Source organism: Halobellus ruber, assembly GCF_014212355.1.
Taxonomy (GTDB): domain Archaea; phylum Halobacteriota; class Halobacteria; order Halobacteriales; family Haloferacaceae; genus Haloquadratum; species Haloquadratum rubrum.
This window is the reverse complement of sequence record NZ_JACKXD010000005.1, coordinates 253,722-270,003: the sequence shown is the minus strand read 5'-3', so window position 1 is coordinate 270,003 and position 16,282 is coordinate 253,722. Positions and strand designations below refer to the sequence as shown.

At 62.6% G+C, this 16,282-nt stretch carries 19 protein-coding genes and 1 pseudogene; 8 read left to right on the top strand and 12 right to left on the bottom strand.

Annotation, left to right across the window (positions count from 1 at the left end; all coding sequences use genetic code 11):
• Positions 1-8 precede the first annotated feature (8 nt).
• Positions 9-551 (bottom strand): KH domain-containing protein, encoded by a 543-nt coding sequence (locus H5V44_RS14480; RefSeq protein WP_185193846.1) that lies wholly within the window; start codon positions 549-551, stop codon positions 9-11.
• A gap of 372 nt (positions 552-923) precedes the next feature.
• Positions 924-1,349, bottom strand: a complete 426-nt coding sequence (locus H5V44_RS14475) for a universal stress protein (protein WP_185193845.1) — start codon at positions 1,347-1,349, stop codon at positions 924-926.
• A 94-nt stretch (positions 1,350-1,443) separates the two neighbouring features.
• Here H5V44_RS14475 and H5V44_RS14470 point away from each other — a divergent pair, with 94 nt between their 5' ends.
• From H5V44_RS14470 to H5V44_RS14460, 3 genes are all read left to right on the top strand, one after another.
• Positions 1,444-3,045, top strand: coding sequence for a Na+/H+ antiporter NhaC family protein (locus H5V44_RS14470; protein ID WP_185193844.1), 1,602 nt, complete (start codon positions 1,444-1,446; stop codon positions 3,043-3,045).
• A 278-nt stretch (positions 3,046-3,323) separates the two neighbouring features.
• On the top strand, positions 3,324-3,593 hold the full coding sequence (locus H5V44_RS14465) for an AbrB/MazE/SpoVT family DNA-binding domain-containing protein (RefSeq protein WP_185193876.1): 270 nt from the start codon (positions 3,324-3,326) through the stop codon (positions 3,591-3,593).
• Positions 3,594-3,608: 15 nt separating this feature from the next.
• Positions 3,609-3,959: a type II toxin-antitoxin system PemK/MazF family toxin gene (locus H5V44_RS14460; RefSeq protein ID WP_185193843.1), complete on the top strand. Its 351-nt coding sequence runs from the start codon at positions 3,609-3,611 to the stop codon at positions 3,957-3,959.
• Between the two features lie 320 nt (positions 3,960-4,279).
• Here H5V44_RS14460 and H5V44_RS14455 read toward each other — a convergent pair whose 3' ends face one another.
• The 3 genes and pseudogenes from H5V44_RS14455 to H5V44_RS14450 all read right to left on the bottom strand — a co-directional run bounded on the left by H5V44_RS14455 (position 4,280) and on the right by H5V44_RS14450 (position 5,166).
• Positions 4,280-4,561: a hypothetical protein gene (locus tag H5V44_RS14455; RefSeq protein ID WP_185193842.1), complete on the bottom strand. Its 282-nt coding sequence runs from the start codon at positions 4,559-4,561 to the stop codon at positions 4,280-4,282.
• A 69-nt stretch (positions 4,562-4,630) separates the two neighbouring features.
• Positions 4,631-4,804, bottom strand: a pseudogene (locus H5V44_RS18275) (DUF5789 family protein); the annotation flags it as partial.
• Positions 4,805-4,941: 137 nt separating this feature from the next.
• Positions 4,942-5,166 carry a hypothetical protein gene (locus tag H5V44_RS14450; protein WP_185193841.1) on the bottom strand — a complete coding sequence of 75 codons (225 nt, stop codon included), beginning with the start codon at positions 5,164-5,166 and terminating at the stop codon, positions 4,942-4,944.
• Between the two features lie 530 nt (positions 5,167-5,696).
• Here H5V44_RS14450 and H5V44_RS14445 point away from each other — a divergent pair.
• The 3 genes from H5V44_RS14445 to H5V44_RS14435 all read left to right on the top strand — a co-directional run bounded on the left by H5V44_RS14445 (position 5,697) and on the right by H5V44_RS14435 (position 9,113).
• Positions 5,697-5,888 carry a hypothetical protein gene (locus tag H5V44_RS14445; RefSeq protein WP_185193840.1) on the top strand — a complete coding sequence of 64 codons (192 nt, stop codon included), beginning with the start codon at positions 5,697-5,699 and terminating at the stop codon, positions 5,886-5,888.
• A gap of 1,847 nt (positions 5,889-7,735) precedes the next feature.
• Complete coding sequence (locus H5V44_RS14440; RefSeq protein ID WP_185193839.1) at positions 7,736-8,053, top strand: hypothetical protein; 318 nt, start codon at positions 7,736-7,738, stop codon at positions 8,051-8,053.
• A 598-nt stretch (positions 8,054-8,651) separates the two neighbouring features.
• Positions 8,652-9,113, top strand: coding sequence for a DUF3592 domain-containing protein (locus H5V44_RS14435; protein ID WP_185193838.1), 462 nt, complete (start codon positions 8,652-8,654; stop codon positions 9,111-9,113).
• A 408-nt stretch (positions 9,114-9,521) separates the two neighbouring features.
• On the opposite strand, the gene H5V44_RS14430 is transcribed toward H5V44_RS14435, so the two are convergent.
• Positions 9,522-9,839: a hypothetical protein gene (locus H5V44_RS14430; RefSeq protein ID WP_185193837.1), complete on the bottom strand. Its 318-nt coding sequence runs from the start codon at positions 9,837-9,839 to the stop codon at positions 9,522-9,524.
• Between the two features lie 466 nt (positions 9,840-10,305).
• Between H5V44_RS14430 and H5V44_RS14425 the strand changes: the two genes are divergently transcribed.
• Positions 10,306-10,689, top strand: a complete 384-nt coding sequence (locus H5V44_RS14425) for a SaoD/DsrE family protein (RefSeq protein ID WP_185193836.1) — start codon at positions 10,306-10,308, stop codon at positions 10,687-10,689.
• A gap of 27 nt (positions 10,690-10,716) precedes the next feature.
• On the opposite strand, the gene rio1 is transcribed toward H5V44_RS14425, so the two are convergent.
• Positions 10,717-11,622, bottom strand: a complete 906-nt coding sequence (gene rio1 / locus H5V44_RS14420) for a serine/threonine-protein kinase Rio1 (RefSeq protein WP_185193835.1) — start codon at positions 11,620-11,622, stop codon at positions 10,717-10,719.
• A complete protein-coding gene (gene eif1A / locus H5V44_RS14415; RefSeq protein ID WP_185193834.1) occupies positions 11,619-11,909 on the bottom strand; it encodes a translation initiation factor eIF-1A in 291 nt (96 codons plus the stop codon). Before eif1A ends, rio1 begins: the two co-directional genes overlap by 4 nt.
• Before the next feature lie 172 nt (positions 11,910-12,081).
• Between eif1A and H5V44_RS14410 the strand changes: the two genes are divergently transcribed.
• Positions 12,082-13,389: an amidohydrolase gene (locus H5V44_RS14410; RefSeq protein WP_185193833.1), complete on the top strand. Its 1,308-nt coding sequence runs from the start codon at positions 12,082-12,084 to the stop codon at positions 13,387-13,389.
• 52 nt (positions 13,390-13,441) lie between these two features.
• Here the strand turns inward: H5V44_RS14410 and H5V44_RS17640 are convergent, their stop codons facing one another.
• From H5V44_RS17640 to H5V44_RS14390, 4 genes are read right to left on the bottom strand one after another with little or no spacing between them, the layout of a single operon-like run.
• Positions 13,442-14,110 carry a nucleotide-binding protein gene (locus H5V44_RS17640; protein WP_185193832.1) on the bottom strand — a complete coding sequence of 223 codons (669 nt, stop codon included), beginning with the start codon at positions 14,108-14,110 and terminating at the stop codon, positions 13,442-13,444.
• Positions 14,107-14,976: a DUF7857 domain-containing protein gene (locus tag H5V44_RS17635; RefSeq protein WP_185193831.1), complete on the bottom strand. Its 870-nt coding sequence runs from the start codon at positions 14,974-14,976 to the stop codon at positions 14,107-14,109. Before H5V44_RS17635 ends, H5V44_RS17640 begins: the two co-directional genes overlap by 4 nt.
• Before the next feature lie 48 nt (positions 14,977-15,024).
• Positions 15,025-15,915: a DUF7856 family protein gene (locus H5V44_RS14395; protein WP_185193830.1), complete on the bottom strand. Its 891-nt coding sequence runs from the start codon at positions 15,913-15,915 to the stop codon at positions 15,025-15,027.
• Entirely contained in the window at positions 15,912-16,250 is a 339-nt protein-coding gene (locus H5V44_RS14390) for a DUF7855 family protein (protein WP_185193829.1), read from the bottom strand. Before H5V44_RS14390 ends, H5V44_RS14395 begins: the two co-directional genes overlap by 4 nt.
• Positions 16,251-16,282 lie beyond the last annotated feature (32 nt).

Sequence of the window (16,282 nt, the reverse complement as noted above, 5' to 3'; positions counted from 1 at the left end):
GCCGGCTGTTATCCGGACTGCCGCACGTTGAACCCCTGCGTCAGTTCGTTGTGCTTCCGTTCGAGGAAGGAGTACACCGCGCCGTGGGGCGCGCCGTCGAGGATCATCCCGACCGCGCGGCGGACCGCGTCGACCTCCTCGGGTTGGCCGATGACACCGAGCGTCGACCCTTTGATCACGACCTCCGCGCCGGTGAGCTCCTCCATCAGCTCGCGGGTGCGGCCGTCCTCGCCGATCAGCCGCCCCTTCTGTCGCCGGAGGTCGTTCTTGTTCCGGGTGTGGGATTCGAGATCCACAAGCTCGAACGTCCGGAGGTCGTCGTCGAGCAGCGACAGCGCCGACTCGGGGGTGAAGCCCCGCCCGATCGCCCGCACGATGTCGGGGGCGAGCATCCCGGCCACGGGGTCGCCGACCTCGTCGATCGCGACTGCACCGGACTCGGAGTCGATGTCGAGCCGCACCTCCGCCCGCTCCTCGATCTCGCGCATCGTCTCCCCGCCCTCGCCGATGAGGACGCCGATGCGGTCCTGCGGAACCTTCACGTGTTTCATACGTTCGTATACCCGGTGAACCGAGTTAAGAACTTTGTTGCACACCGACCGTTTGCTGCGATCGCTCGCGGCCCGTAGTGCTCCACTCGTCATCGCGAAGGACGCTCTGTGCCTTCCAGAACCGCGAGCCCATCGAGCCGGGACTGTAGGGGTTGCCGGGTGTCGTCGGTCCCATACCGGATTCGGCTGTAGTGCTGTCCGGCAAAGCTGTCGAGACCCTTGATCCGCCCGCGCTCTCCGGTAGCCGCCGCGGAGACCCCGACCGCGCGACTGTACCGAGGCTCCGGACGTCCGACGCAGACGACGGCTGTCCCGGAGTGTCGAACGTGGGCGGGTCGGCGATAGGACCGTCGTGAGGCGTTCACCCGGCTGTCACTCCCGAATGACGCTCACCGATGTGGGGGCTCGCTCGACGACGCGTTCGGAGACGCTACCGAGGAAGAACCGCTCGATCGTTCCCTGGCTGTGGCTCCCCATCACCACGTGGTCGGCGTCGTGTTCCGTGACCTGTTTGAGGATCACCTTCGACGGCTCGCCGTGATCGAGCACGGTCGTGATCGACCGACCGTACTCCCCGGCGATCTCCGCGGCCTCGTCCAGATGTTCCCGGCCTTCAGCCTCGCGTCTCTCGTAGATTTCGCCCAGTTTCACCCCGACGTACGTCTCCGGTTCGAGGCTGATCGACGTGTCGACTACGTACAGGACGATCAACTCCCCGTCGGTGAACTTCTCGCAGGCGAACTCCAGTGCCCCACGTGCAAGCGTCGATCCGTCGTACGGGACCAAGACGGTGTCCATACATCTGTTACCGGTAGTCGAGCACTAATAACAAGGGTGCTGTAGACGGGGTCGCCCCATACCGTTAAATGGTTGTTATAAGATATCGATTCGTATGGTCGAAGGAGGATTCCTCTCGGTCGTCCCGCCCCTGATCGCTATTGCGATGGCGATCATCACCCGCAAAGCAGTCCTCTCGTTGTTCCTGGGCATCTGGACTGGTGGCATCATCTTCGCCGAGAACCTCGGCATCGTCCAGACCTTCGATTGGGTCGCGACGGCGGTCGGGGAGAGCGTGTTCCACGCCCAGATCATCGTTTTCACCCTGCTTTTGGGGTCGGCGGTGGCGATGATGTGGCGGCTCGGCGGCTCACACGCGATCCGCAACTGGGCGCTCGAAAAGGTCGACACCCAGCGGAAGGCCGGGGTGATGACGTGGCTACTCGGCGTCGTGTTGTTCTTCGACGACTACGCAAACACCGCGGTCGTCGGGAGCACGATGAAGGACATCTCGGACAACCTCCACGTGTCCCGGGAGAAGCTCTCGTATCTCGTCGACTCGACGGCCGCGCCGGTGGCGACGCTCGCGATCTCCTCGTGGGTCGCGTTCCAGTTGTCGATGATCGAACAGGGGTACGAAGCCACGGGGATCCCTCAGGGACAGATTCCGGACTCGTTCACCGTCTTTCTCAACTCGATTCCGTACAATATGTACTCCGTTCTCGCCATCGCGATGGTCGGCATCATCGTCCTCTCCGGGCGGGACTACGGCGAGATGCTGACCGCCGAGCGGCGGGCCGCCGAGACCGGAAAGGTCACCCGCGACGACGCCAGACCGATGCAGGACGTCGAGGGCGATCTCGGCAGCCCCAACGTCGACAACCCCCGGCTGTCGTCGTTCATCCTCCCGATTCTCGTGTTGATCGCGGGCGTGCTGGTGACGGCACTCTGGAGCGGCGGGCTCTTCGGGGACGCGACGCTCCGCGGCGCGATCGAAGGCGCCGACTACGCCCTGGCGCTGGTGCTCGGATCCTTTGGGATGGTCGTCTCGACGTACGTCCTCGGGTACGTCTTCGGCATCCTCTCACTGGGTGAAAGCGTCGATACGACGATCGACGGGTTCGGGATTATGCTCACCGCGGTCACGATCCTGGTGCTCGCGTGGTCGCTCGGCGAAGTCGTCTCGGCGTTGGGTACGGGCGACTACGTCGCCGGCGTCGTCAACGCGTTCCTCACGCCCGAACTCCTGCCGGTGGTCGTGTTCGTCACGGCCGCGTTCATCGCCTTCACGACGGGCAGTTCCTGGGGAACGATGACGATCCTGACCCCCATCGCCATCCCCGTTGCCTGGGATCTGGCGGGGAGCCACCAGCTGGTGTCGGTGATCGTCGGGATGATCTTCTCGGGGGCGATCTTCGGTGACCACTGCTCACCCATCTCGGATACGACCGTGCTGTCCTCGACGTTCACGGGTGCTGATCTCATCGACCACGTCCGGACGCAACTCTACTACGCCGGGACCGTCGCAGTCGTCGTGGCGGTACTGATGCTCGTCTGGGGATACACCCGTGTCTCTCCGCTGCTCCTGCTTCTGGTGGGGGTCGGCGTCCTCATCGGACTCGTGTACGGTCTCTCCGAACTCCACGCCAGAATGCGGGGGTTAGAGCCGATTCAGGCGGTCGACACGTCCGACATCGCGCCAGCGGAAGACGACTGATACTGACGACGCTCGTTTCCTCCCGCCGAGGGCCGTCACCGGCGGGAGGGATCAGCGTGACGGATCGACTCGGCGGACCAGACGAACGCCGTATCACGTCCGCTCCATAACTATCCATACCCTGTCAAGAACCGCCTGCTGGACATAGAGGTTGTAGTCATCACGGGAACTGCGTTACTTTCTCCATCTGAATCCTGAACCAGCCAATAGAATGCGCGTGCGAATTGAATGGGTATGCCACCGACATCTATATCAGTATGAAAAAAGTATGAATGAGCATGCCCGAACACAAACGGAAAGTCGGAGATCGGGGGCAGGTGACGATTCCGAAGGAACTGCGGGACCGTCGTGGCATCGAAGGCGGCGACGAGGTCGAATTCGTCGAAGTGGATGGCGAGATCATACTCAAACCGCCGACGGATGAGGAACGGCTTGCCGAAGGATATCGAAAGAGAGCCGAGCGGTCTCGTGAGTTGGCTGAAGAAATGGAAGAGGCATCCGCAGAAGCAACCGGCCATCTCGGTGACGCACCCGGCTGGAGCGAGTGAATTTTGGAGTCAAGTGTGCAGGTACGCCGCGGCGACATTGTCATCGTCGAACTGAATCCCACGAAAGGGAGTGAGCAGCAAGGAAAGAGCCGGCCCTGTGTTGTCATCCAGAACGATGTTGGGAATCAGTACTCACCGACAACCATCATCGCTCCATTCACAACGCAGTACACGTCTGGAGACACGTACCCGTTCGAGGTGGAAGTACTGGCTTCGGATACTTCCCTCGATCACGATTCAGTGGCAGATCTAAGTCAAATCCGAGTCATCGACATCGACGAACGTGTCAAAAAGAATATTGGATCTGTCCCGTCATCAGACATGGTGAAAATCGACTCGGCAATCAAAGATAGCCTCGGCATTTGAATGAAACGTTCCGTCAGTGTATCGTCTGTACTGACCGATCATCCTTTCTCTACAGACCGACCTCGATTTGTGCCAGATTCGCGCCCTCTATTCAGCAGAGCCTCTTCCACCTACTCGGTGTCTGTCAGTACCGGCGTGACCGATACAGAGATTGTATGCAGCAGTTGGTCGTCGTTTATTTCGCCTCGACAGCAACGAAATAGCCGTGAGATGAACGCGCGCTTATTGAACGTCGAGGGTTCTGTCAAATCAAGATTGTATTGAGAACGACCTGCTGAATACAACGCGCGGATACAGCAGGCCGCCTGTGGAGGTCGGGACTATTCGTCCGCCGAGTCAGCGTCCTCATCGAGTATCTTGGTCGGTGCTCTCCCCGATTTTTGAGTTGCTTCCTGGGCCCCCACCCCTTCGGGGCCGGGGTCAATATCTTTACCATCCACTGGCGCAACGTCAGGATTCACTTCCTCCTCCGCATCGATCGCTTGCCCTTGATCTTCGATGTCTATCTCTCGCCGGTTCTCCTCCGCTGGTTCGAATCTCTCTCCCTTTTTTACTCCCTCATTTCCGGTCATATGTTCCACGTTTCTGTCCGTCGGTGTCACATCCTGCCGGACTGAGTCGTGCGTGGGTCGTTGGACTCCCCCACGATCATCGTAGTGCTTCCGACCGATGTACGCGTCGTTGACTGTGCCGATGATGGCGTGATACACGTCGTCTGCCGTCTGGTAGGTGGACTCCTCGGTTCGACTGAGTACGGTTCTGATCGTTTCGGCCTCCGTTGCTTGCGCTTCGAGGGCCTCAAGTTCGGCGTCACCGACCTGCTGGACGAGGGTCTCCTGATCGATGGGGAAATTACACTCTTGGTCGAGGAACTCACGGGCTTGCGAGAAGTTCGCGAACGGGTGGACGTTTGTGCTCTGGTCGGATAGATGTAGTGCGCTCAGCTTGGAGTCTCCATCCTTCGTGTCAGACGGGTGAGAATCTAGTCGTACTCTTCCTCGTCGCGGTGCTGGTCAGGATTCGCATTTTCGCGCGCCACACCGGACTTGTCTTGGTAGCGGTCTTCTTGTTTGTCGCGGACCTCTGGGGGAATCTCCCTCTCCTCACCCTCTCGCTCGCGGCCATCGAAGTCCTCCGGTTTCGGAGCACCGTGCGGTGTCTTGTCTTCAGCAGTCGCCTCGTCGTTGCGCTCTGAAGATTGAATCACAGTCTACAGTCAGTCCTTTACTCCGAAAGGTCTTGCGACGTAACCGTTTCTACGTCCATTTTGTTGAACAGTATTGACAGGGTGTCATAGAAGAGTTGTCACGGTGTTTATTTTAGGATCTCACAGTCGAACCAGGCGTGAGAATCTGCTTGCGAACTGAGAATTGTATGGCATTCACTGGAAAAGTTGTTGTCGTAGTTCTGGTGAACTGTGGAAGCTATATGTTTGGCATAGGATTTTATAAATATGAACAGAAATGTCAATCAGTCTAAGGAACGAAGGATACAGATACGGTGCGACTGTGGTAACTGGATCAAGGCAGATGCGGAAATGTGTCGAGTCAATTGTAAGTGTGGGCAAACATTCGCAATAACTGTCACGGATATGAATCGGAATTCTTCCAGAGTAGAGGACTGAGGTTCTGGAATTAATCGTCTCCTGAAGTAACTGTACTGAGCAATCTACGTTGTCGGGTCTTGCCGGACGCATTCGTGCGTACATCTATACACGAGACTGTAGTAAGGTAGCGCATGCGAGAGTTCACACTTCGAGCTGACGACACTGGTACGCTCGAACTCGTCTGTGAACGGAACGACAAAGAGGCCCCCGAACCCGACGTTCGCTCATTCGCTGAACGTGACGAGTTTGGATTGCTCGTTGATAACCTGACGCCGGGAGAACAGGTACTGCTGTTCGTTCCGGATACTACCTCTGAGGAGTAACGCTGAAAAATACAATCACTCCTGTCGCCAAGAAGAATGGATTACTTCTCCGTCATAACGGTCAGTAACTGATCTGTACTGAGTGGGGGCTCGTGCTGAAGTACGAATGGTTATGCCTGTCCAGAGAGAATATATGGGAATGAAGCCCTCCACTTCTACTTCTGAGCGACAGTCGGTCGATAAGGTGACACTCTATTGCCCTGAGTGCGGTCACGAAAGCCGTATTAACGGAGACTGGATTCTCCACGTACTCACCGAATCGCTGAGTTACGAGTGCCCCGATTGTGGGGCCGTGATCGATTCCCGCCGGGATCAAGAAGCACTGACTGAGCGGAGTAGTGGAACGCTCCACTTTGCGGCCAAGGACTGAGACAGAGATAGACGGCTCCAGTAGTTTACGCTGATTTGCTGGCCCCGGAAAATGCTCCGATGTCTATTTATTTCGCTGTAGAATCGCTTAGTTAGTTCCCTGTGTTGACCGATTCCGGTTCGGGGTGTGGGAAGTCTTCTATGACACCCTCACTCTCGTCTGTGCTCTGTTTGATACTGTCGGCTATAACTACGTGAAGACTTTCCACACCCCCCGGGGTGTCGAAATCTGTCACGCGACTATCGTCGACAGTATGAGTACCTGGACCTGTTATCGTCGTTTGCCGAACCACTCAGGTGATTGTGTTCGACTTCACAGGGGAGTCGGACAGTACCTGACGAGAGCAGCCGTCCATAGCTGTTGGTGATCAATACACGAACGCAGCAGCTTGACTCCAGTGCTTTCCTGCCAGTAGCTTAACTTGTCCGAAGCGACTGGACTGCGTGTGAAGAAGGCCCTCACGAGACGGAAGCTGGTAGCTCTCTTGTGTGCAACGGCTGGAGCCGGTTGTAACGGGCAGGGACCGGATACCCCGACAGGGACACCCACGAAGGGGACAACACAGACACCGACGGCAACAGCGACTCCAACACCGGCCTCTTTCGGGATAACCTACCAACACAGTGACGACGTGGAGATCGGTAGTGAGGTCACTATCACCACGACGGTAACGAACACCGGCGGTCAAGCAGGGCGATTCAGTGCGCCACTATTCATAAGACGTGCAAACGGTGCGTGGCAAACGGGCCCAACTCAGGAGTTCGGAGAAATTCCTCCGGGTGAGTCGGTGACAGTCGACTCAGAGCCGTATGAACTGACATATCTCGGTAGATACGAATTCAGGGTGGGCGAATCAGCTCCGACGACCACAATCCGGACACGTCCAGCGTCGCTCGAATGGGCGGAGTTCCATCGGAGCCCGGCTGGCTATCAGGTGCGCGTACGGACGCCTCGATTACAGCAGACATACTCATACGTAAGCCCGGACGGGATTGAGCGGACCGCGTCCAAAGACGACCGTCAGTGGGTTTTTGTACCTATTGAGGTGAGAAACGAGACCGAACGTGCGTTGAGCGGACCCGCTGCCAGCAGTGTTGCACTCTTCCCGAGTGAAACACGGTACGATCGGACTGCACTTGTCGAACAACCGATTTACCAAGGGGAGCCATACATACCGACCAAGCTACAGCCAGGTGGCGAGCAAACGGGATATATTCCGTACGAAATTCCGACCGGCCCGACAATCGAAGATTTACGCGTCGTGTGGAGCTCCTCGGACAGTGACGGCACCATTGCGGTAAGCTGGCAGTCTGAGGGCCTCCCGCCGTACCGACGCTAAATGATACCCGTGTGAACTCATACTGTCGGCTGTAACTACGTGAAGATTTTCCACACCCCGGGGTGTCGAAATCCGTCACGCGACTGTAGCCGACAGTATGAGGGATGCTCATTTCCGGTCACCACACTCCTGCGAAGGATGGTTCACCAAGGAACATCGGAGAGCGAATGGGCCGATCGACACCGACAAGCACTGACCACCCGCCATTCGCGCGAGGGTGTACTCAACGACCGGGAATTCGAACTGTTATTGGAGGCGTGTGGTGATCTGCCAGCACCACGTGGCTTCGAGGCGCAGTTCATCTGTCTGCCCGGGCTCCGCGCTGGGGAAATTGCCCATTTCGATACGTCACGGCCGGACTGGAACCGCAAACTCATCGGCATCCCACAGCACGAGTCGTGTGACTGCGGCTACCGCCGACGACAGGCCCGTCAGTCGCCCACAATGACCAACTGACTGAAGCTGACGCTCTCGTTCGCGCTGGCATCCAAAGACCGTCACGCCAGCTCGGTCGATTCCCGTCGACCTCTCACTGCGAATCGAACTCCGTATCGGGCGGTTCGCAAACCGCTACAGTGACTTCCCACGGTCGCGGTCAACAGTTACCCGGCGCGTCAAAGAAGCCGCCGACGAAGCGGATCTCACTGGATGGATCTATCCACACTGTCTACGGGCCACTGCAGCCAGCCACCACGCGCACAAGGGTGTCGCTCCGGTGCCGCTACAAGCACTGATGGGATGAGGCGACCTTGCTACCGCCCGGAAGTACAGCCGTATCTCCGGAACTGCCACTGCCGACGCACTCCGTCGAGTCTATGATAAATAACCGACCGATCTCCCTTCTGTCAAACCACTACTGCTGCACGGAGAGGTTCTATATATCACTCTGTGACGCTGTGTGACGATCCGGGTGTTGAACCAGCCCGGGAGCGGGTGAAGGAGACAGGCGACCTCCCGCCGCTGTCGCGGGGGCCCAACCTCCCTGCGGATTAGTGCATTGCGCAGTGAGAAACACACCGAAACCGGTATTTAATATTCCTAAATAATCACGGATGTGTCGAAGCTGTCTCTGATAAGTATAACACTGGGGGTTATGCTGCTCGGAGCTGCTGGATACATGGCATACTCCCAACAGCAAAGCCTCTCATCCGGAGTACAGATTGAAGCCACCGTAGAGAGCAAAGATATCACCTATTCCTCGGACAACGGAGGTAGGTACACACCCCACGTTACGTACAGCTACACGTACAACGGAACCCAGTACACTTCCGACAACATCAGACCGGGAATAGGAACAAAAACGTCCAACACAAGGACTGCCGCCGAAGACAGAATCGACCAGTACAATGTCGGGGAGACGACCACGGCCTACGTTGTGCGAGGCTCGCCCTCGAAATCGTATCTCAAAAAGGAGAGTAACCCGCTGCCAGTTATGACTAACCCTCTGCCCGCTATAATCGGCGTTTTAGGCTTGGCTTTTGTCGGATTACCGGTCTACAAATCCGCGGCTTCTTGATTGCGAACTGCTCTGTCGAGGTGACGCCCATCCACTCGGATACTGAATCTATGCTCTGCTCTACGTCTCAAATGTGATTCCGAACGAGGTTATCACGTCCTGAGGGCGGGTTCACATATGAGTGGCACGTATCGACCCGTTTGAGCGGCACTGATTCCTACGCCTTACGGTGGCTGATGCGCGCTCTCTATGCAGCACAATTCGATGTAACATCTACGGCATCTGTCAGTAGTTGTCTGCTGAATAGAGAGGGTGAATTCATACTGTCGGCGATAGTCGCGTGACGGATTTCGACACCCCGGGGTGTCGAAAATCTTCACGTAGTTATCGCCGACAGTATCAGTATGATAACCCCACGTGGCTCAGAGTATCGGTAGTAATCTAACAATCAGCCTCACTACTGTGAGTTCAAAAAGCGACCTTCCAGTACCCGATGATGTAGTCCGGAGCGAGGAACGTAATGGCGAGAAGACAGACCAGTACGAGGATGGCTGTGAGACGCAATAGACCAGCCGCCCATCGTCGGGGTTTCGGAAGAGATTCAGCAATTCCGGACAGCGCAGTTCCGACGATGAGAAATAGTACCCACGGGACTTCTCCAGCCTCGCCGACACTCCAAACATACACGAATATACACAAGAAGGAGAGCGACGCGCCAAACTGGATGAGTGAGTTGGGGCGACCTCGTGGCTCGTTAAACAGAACGTCGCTGATATAGGGGACCATAGTCGGTGTATTCCTGCTAAAGATACAAAATGATGACCTAATGTGATTCCAGTGGAACGTCTTGTCCCGTGCTACGCGATTCCACTGCAGGAACCGGGAGGTATATACTGCGAGATTCGCGCGTTGTACTCATACTGTCGGCTATAGTCGCGTGGCGGATTTCGACACCCCGGGGTGTCGAAAATCTTCACGTAGTTATAACCAACAGTATCAGCACGCCGCTATGAACGTCAACGCAACCTGGTAGAAATATCAGCGGTACATTCACACGCGGACTCACACGAGTGATTCGGCCGTGGTATCGTGAAATGAACACGTGACGGCTCATCTATGGTACCCTCGCTGTCGGCTGTAACTGCGCGAAGATGTTCGGTACCGGGGAATCCGTTAGCGACGATGGCCGACGGGGCACACGGTACCGCCGACCGTAGGCAAGAATTTTCACTGCACCGGACGGAGCGCGCGTATGAAAGTCGCGTACGTGTTCAGCACTGCGGGCCAGACCATCGACTACGTCTTAGGCGAGATGATCCTCCCGCAACTGGAGGCCGACTGCCACGGCGTCGACGTCGCCGGGATGTTCTTCCTCCACGACAACGCCTTCGTGCTCCGCGAGGGCGACCCCCTCGGCGAGCGGCTGGTCGACGTCGCCGACGAGAAGGAGATCCTGCTGATGCTGTGTGACCGGTGTGCGGAGAAACGCGGCCTCGCCGAACAGGTCGGCACCGACGACAGCGGCCGCGAGCGCTACGAGCCGCGGAACACCTTCGAGGACGTGACCGTCGGGTGTTTCCCCGACCTCTACGGCGCTCTGGGCGGGATCGGCGTCGACCACATCGTCACCCTCTAACTGAAGCGGAACCGCAGGTCAACCGACTCACTCCGGGACGTCGGGCCCGTCGGGCGTGCCCCCGGGCTCGGGCTCGACCGCGGTCACGAACTCGTAGAGCGACGACTCGTCGGTGTCGAGCCCCTGACGGCCGAAGAAGGCAGCGACGTTGTGGCAGTCCCGCCGGAGGAACTCGTCGGCGTTGGGGTGATGCACCGTCACCGCCTGGCCGAGGTCGATCACGACGAGTTCGCCGTCGTGGATGATCATGTTGTACTCCGAGAGGTCGCCGTGAACCAGACCAGCGGCGTAGAGCCGGCACATATACTCCCTGACGACCTCGAAGGCGGTCTCGGGGTTCTCGACGTCGACCTCCGCCAGCCGGCGGGCCCGGTCCTCGACGAGGCCGACGAGTTCCATCACGAGGACGTTGCGCTCGACCGCGATCGGCCGCGGGACGCGGACGCCCGCTTGCTCGGCGCGTCGGAGGTTCGCGAACTCCTTTTGGGTCCACGCCAGGACGACTTTCTTCTTGTCGCTGCCGATCCCCTCGAAGCGGGGGTCGCCCTCGAGGTACTCCCGCATCTGCTGGAAGTTCGACGCGTTGATCCGGTAGATCTTGATCGCGACATCGTGGTCGACCCCGTCGTCGCTTCCGAGCGCCTCGTAGACGTTGGCCTCCTTGCCGGTCGAGATCGGCCCGCCGAAGGCGTCGACGTGGCCGTCCTGGACGAGCTTGTAGATGGCCGCAAACGTGGCGTCGTCGAAGACCGACTGCTCGACTTTGAACTGGTCGGCGTCGGTCAGCCGCTTCCGGAACTCGCTGAACTCCCGATCCCGGCGCCGCGCGATCCGATCGGCTTCGGTGTCGGAAACGTCGATCTCCTCCCACTCGTCGCCGGGGGCGTCGGCCTCCTCGGGCGCCAAAAAGCCGAACTCCTCTTCGTCCGTCACTGAATGTGTCCTTCCTCGCGGAGCTGGTCGGCTTCGGCCTTCTCGTAGCGCCAGGTGATGTCGCCCTTCTCGTCCTGCCAGTCCCAGGGCTCGACCAACACGACGTCGTCCTCGCGGATCCAGATGCGCTTCTGCATCCGGCCGGGGATCCGGGCGGTGCGCTCGACGCCGTCGGCACACCGCACCGTCACGCGGTTCGCTCCGAGCATGTTGGTGACGACGGCGAACACCTCGTCGTCGTCGGGCATCCGGAGGTCACGTCGCGCCTCGTTTCCGTCGTCGCTCATACGCGGGCGTTCGTCGGCGGCCGGTTTAAGTTCTACGAGACCATACTCTGTCGGCGCTCGGGGTCGGTTGCGCCGGATCCGCGGCGACGTCGTGGCCGTGGAACCTGGGGTGACGACGACCGCCGCTCCCCGAACCCGGTGGAATCAAACCCCCGCAAACGGTACCGCGATTATGGCCTCCGAGACGCTCCTCGTCGCCGGCGGGCGGGTTCTCCGCCCGGATATGCGGGTGACCGAAGCGGACGTGCTCGTCGACCGCGATGCCGGCCGCATCAAGGCGATCGACGCGGACCGTTCGGCCGACCGCGACCCCGATGTCCGGCTGGACGCAACGGACGGACTCGTCGTCCCCGGGCTGGTGAACGCCCACACCCACGTGGCGATGACGCTGCTCCGGGGGTACGCCGACGACAAGCCGCTCGACGCGTGGCTCCGCGAGGACATCTGGCCGGCCGAGGCCGCACTCACCCCGGCGGACGTCCGCGCGGGCGCGGAACTCGGCATCCTCGAGATGATACGGTCGGGCACCACCGCGTTCGCGGACATGTACTTCCACGTCCCGGAGGTCGTCGCCGCGGTGGAGAAAGCAGGGGTCCGCGCCCGGGTCGGTCACGGCGCGGTCACCGTCGGGAAGGACGACCCCGACGCCCGCGACGACGTCGAGGAGAGCATCGCGGTGGCACGCGAGTACGACGGCGCGGCCGACGGCCGGGTTCGAACCGCGGTGATGCCCCACTCGTTGACGACCGTCTCGGAGCCGTTGCTGCGGGAGGCGGCCGCGGCGGCCCGCGACGAGGGGATCCCGGTCCACTTCCACGCCAACGAGACCGAAGACGAGGTCGAGCCGATCGTCGCGGAGCGGTCGACCCGGCCGCTTTCGTACGCCGACGACGTGGGGATCCTCTCCGCACGGGATTTCCTCGCTCACGCCGTCCACGTGGACGACAGCGAGATCGACAAGCTATCGGAATCCGGCGCCGCGGTCGTCCACTGCCCGGCGTCGAACATGAAGCTCGCCTCCGGGATCGCACCCGTACAGAGACTGCTCGATGCGGGCGTGACGGTGGCGCTCGGCACCGACGGGGCGGCGTCGAACAACGACCTCGACCTCTTCGGCGAGCTGCGCGACGCCGCGATGGTGGGAAAGCTTGCCGCCGACGACGCCGCGGCGGTTCCCGCGGCGGCGGCGGTCCGGATGGCGACGCAGGGTGGCGCCGACGCCCTGTCGCTGCCGGGCGGCCGGGTGGAGGTCGGTGCGGCCGCGGATCTCGCGATCGTCGACCTCGACGCGCCGCATCTCACCCCTCAGCACGACCTCGTGAGCCACCTCGCGTACGCCGCCCGCGGCTCCGACGTCCGGCATACGGTGTGCGACGGCCGGGTGCTGATGCGCGACCGCGAGGTGCTGACCCTCGACGCGGAGCGGGTTGTGGGGATGGCTCGGGAACGCGCAGCCGACCTGGCGTCGCGGACGGCGTAGCACGAAGCTGTCGCCGTCCGGACGGTCGCCCCCCGTCGTGGCGCCGTTCCTCTCACACCCGCCTGGTCCGACGGACCGCGTCCGCGACGGTGCCGATCGCCTCCGCCGCCCGGGTCGACGGCGCCGTACGGACGACGGGCCGCAGGGAGTCGAGCGTCCGTTCCACCCGGGGATCGGCGGGGACAACGACCGCGGGTGCCCCCAGTGCCTCCTCGAAGGTGTCCACTGGGGCGTCGTCGACGACCCGGTTGATGACGGCCGCGACGAGGCCGGCGTCGAGTTCCCGTGCGAGCGCCCGCGACCGGACGGCGTCGGCCAGCGCGTACCGCCGCGGCGACGCCACCGTCACACAGGCGTCCGCGACTGCGAGTGGGACACCGGCGTCGGCCCGCAGCCCCGCCGGACAGTCGACCACGACGTCGCCGTACGCCCCTTCGACGTCCCGGAGTGCACCGTCGAGCGCCCGCACGTCGGCGGCCCGGGCCCCCGAGAGCGACCGGCCACACGGGAGGAGTCGGACCGGCCCGCACCCCTCGCGGACCGCCTCGATCGGATCCGCACGCCCCGCCAGCACGTCGTGGAGGTCCGGGCCTGGACCGGTCGGAAGGTCGGCCATCCCCAGGTCGGCGTCGACGACGGTGGCGTCCAGTGCCGCCCCGAGTTCGACCGACAGGGTCGACTTCCCGACCCCGCCCTTCCCGCCGGTGACCGCGAGGATCACCGCGTTCCCTCCGAGCGGGGGCCGGCCGTCCCGTTCGTGCGACACGCCTCGGACTCGAAGCGGTCCGCTGCGGCCCTCCCGACGAGCGACGAGACCACCGGGTCCGGGTCCGTGTCGGCCGCACGCGCGGCGAGCGCCTCGATACGGTCCCCGACCGCCCGGAGCGACGCGAGGTCCCGCTCCAGATCCGCCGGCAGCGTTGCGACCCCGTCGACGCCGCCGCAGCCCTCCAGGACTGCCGCCGCCTCGTCGGCGGTTGCGTCGGTGAGCCGTTCCGCGCGCTGGACCCGCCGTTCGGCTGCGTCGAGCCATTCGGCGATCGGAGCCGGGACGTCGGGAACGTCGGCGCCCCCACCGCATCGGCAGGGATACTCGGCCGCCCGGCCGTCGGCGTCACTCGCCGCGGTCGCCGGAACCACGTCCGCCGGCGGGGTCGCCCGACCGAGCGTCCGGACCGCGTCCGCGACCCGGTCGGTGGCGGACGGATCGACGTCGTCGGCCGGGCCGAGGACGTCGAGAGAGATGGGATCCGAGGCCGGCTGTGCGTCCGAATCCGGATCCGCACGCGGGGCGCTCCCGCCGTCCGCAGTCGGACACGCGTAGCCGATCCCGACCGTCGCGTCGGCGGGGACCACCCCGGTGAAGCCGTCCTCGTCCCACCCGGCCGCCGGCACACCCGCCTGCCGCGGCGGGAGTACGGGGCCGTTGAGGTCGTTCTCGACGCGGACACGGACGTCGGCGGCAGTCCCGTTGCGTAGGGTGACCGCGACGAACACGACGCCGACCGCGCCGTTCGTCGTGACATCGGCGCGTACCGGCCGGGATGCCGTCGCGTCGGTCGGCGCGTCGGGTGGGTCGGGGGACACACGCCGGATGGCCGCGGTTCGGTATGTAAACTCTCGGCCGGCGCGGCGTCACCGGATCACGAGCGGCGCGTCGAGCCGCTCGAACGTCGCCTCTGGGCCGCCCAGGGCGGAGACGACGTCGGGATCGACGACGACAGGGGCCCGGATCGGGGCGACGGCCGCGACCGCGAGCGCGTCTCGGAGCGGCGTCCCGGCGTCGTCGCCGCACGTTCCGAACCGTCCGCCGAGCGCCGACCCGATCCGGCCGCGGGCGTCGCGGAAGTCGGGTTCGACGGCGTCGGCGTGGGCGGCTCTGCGGGCGCGGCGGCGGTTCGCGATCCGGTCCTCGAGCCGGAGCCGCTTCTCTCGGGCGTCCCGCGACCGGTCGGCCCGCCGTTCGAGAGTGGCCAGCCGCTGTGTCGCGGCGACCTCCTCGGTCGACGCTTCGGACAACTCACGGGTGGCCTCTGACAGCGCTGTCTCCGCCTCGGCGACCGCGTCGTCGTCCCCGTCGACGCGCCGGGCGGCCACCCTGCCCCGGAGGGTCGCGACCCGCTCTCTGAGCCGTTCGGTCTCCGACCCCGCCTCGGCGGCGCGGCGACGGGCCGCCCGCAGTTCGGCGTCGTCGACCGTCGGCACCGACAGGTCACGGAGCGATCGCTTTGCGGCAGCCAGGTCGGCGTCGGAGGTGGTTTCGACGCCGCGTGCCGCACCGACCGCGGCGAGGGCGGCCCGCCGGTCGAGGGGGATTTCGGGCGAGAGGCGGCAGACGTGGGTGTGGACGCGGGTCGGCGGCGGGGCGTAGACGGTCGGCCGATCGGGTCGCGTCGGGCAGCCGGCGCGGATCGCAGCCAGGATCGCTGCCGGTGAAACGTCGGCGTCGACGCCGCGGAGGTCGACGATCGGACCCTCGAACTCGGCCCCGTCGGGGAGCCGGAGCCGTACTGTGCCGCCGGTCACAGCTCGCTGCCGCGCATCTCGCTCGCGTCGGGGTGATCAGTATCGGCGGCGAACCGGTCGTACGGGGTATGTGGGGAGTCACGCCGGGCGTAGGCGACGGCCGCCTCGCGGACGGCGTCGGGCACGTCGGCGAACTCGTTGAACGGCTCGGTCCGCTGGACCTGTACATCGCCCGCGTGGCGCTCCCGGAGCCGACACGCAAGGAACGCCCCGTACTCGGTCTCCCGCAGGAGCGCGGCGCGGCCGAACCGGCGGACGACGGTCCCCTCGTGGGAGCGACACGCGTTCCGCAGCGTCTCGCGCGCTCGGCGCGAGTAGGTCACCACCAACAACACGGCCGGTGGGGTCTCCGCCGCCCGACAAAAAC

Bases quoted from the DNA above. Each gene is read 5' to 3' on its own strand.
- H5V44_RS14440 (WP_185193839.1), top strand. From the start codon at position 7,736: ATGGTTCACCAAGGAACATCGGAGAGCGAATGGGCCGATCGACACCGA.
- H5V44_RS14430 (WP_185193837.1), bottom strand. From the start codon at position 9,839: ATGGTCCCCTATATCAGCGACGTTCTGTTTAACGAGCCACGAGGTCGC.
- H5V44_RS14465 (WP_185193876.1), top strand. From the start codon at position 3,324: ATGCCCGAACACAAACGGAAAGTCGGAGATCGGGGGCAGGTGACGATT.
- H5V44_RS14480 (WP_185193846.1), bottom strand. From the start codon at position 551: ATGAAACACGTGAAGGTTCCGCAGGACCGCATCGGCGTCCTCATCGGC.
- H5V44_RS14445 (WP_185193840.1), top strand. From the start codon at position 5,697: ATGCGAGAGTTCACACTTCGAGCTGACGACACTGGTACGCTCGAACTC.
- eif1A (WP_185193834.1), bottom strand. From the start codon at position 11,909: ATGAGCGACGACGGAAACGAGGCGCGACGTGACCTCCGGATGCCCGAC.
- H5V44_RS14410 (WP_185193833.1), top strand. From the start codon at position 12,082: ATGGCCTCCGAGACGCTCCTCGTCGCCGGCGGGCGGGTTCTCCGCCCG.
- H5V44_RS14470 (WP_185193844.1), top strand. From the start codon at position 1,444: ATGGTCGAAGGAGGATTCCTCTCGGTCGTCCCGCCCCTGATCGCTATT.
- H5V44_RS14475 (WP_185193845.1), bottom strand. From the start codon at position 1,349: ATGGACACCGTCTTGGTCCCGTACGACGGATCGACGCTTGCACGTGGG.
- H5V44_RS14425 (WP_185193836.1), top strand. From the start codon at position 10,306: ATGAAAGTCGCGTACGTGTTCAGCACTGCGGGCCAGACCATCGACTAC.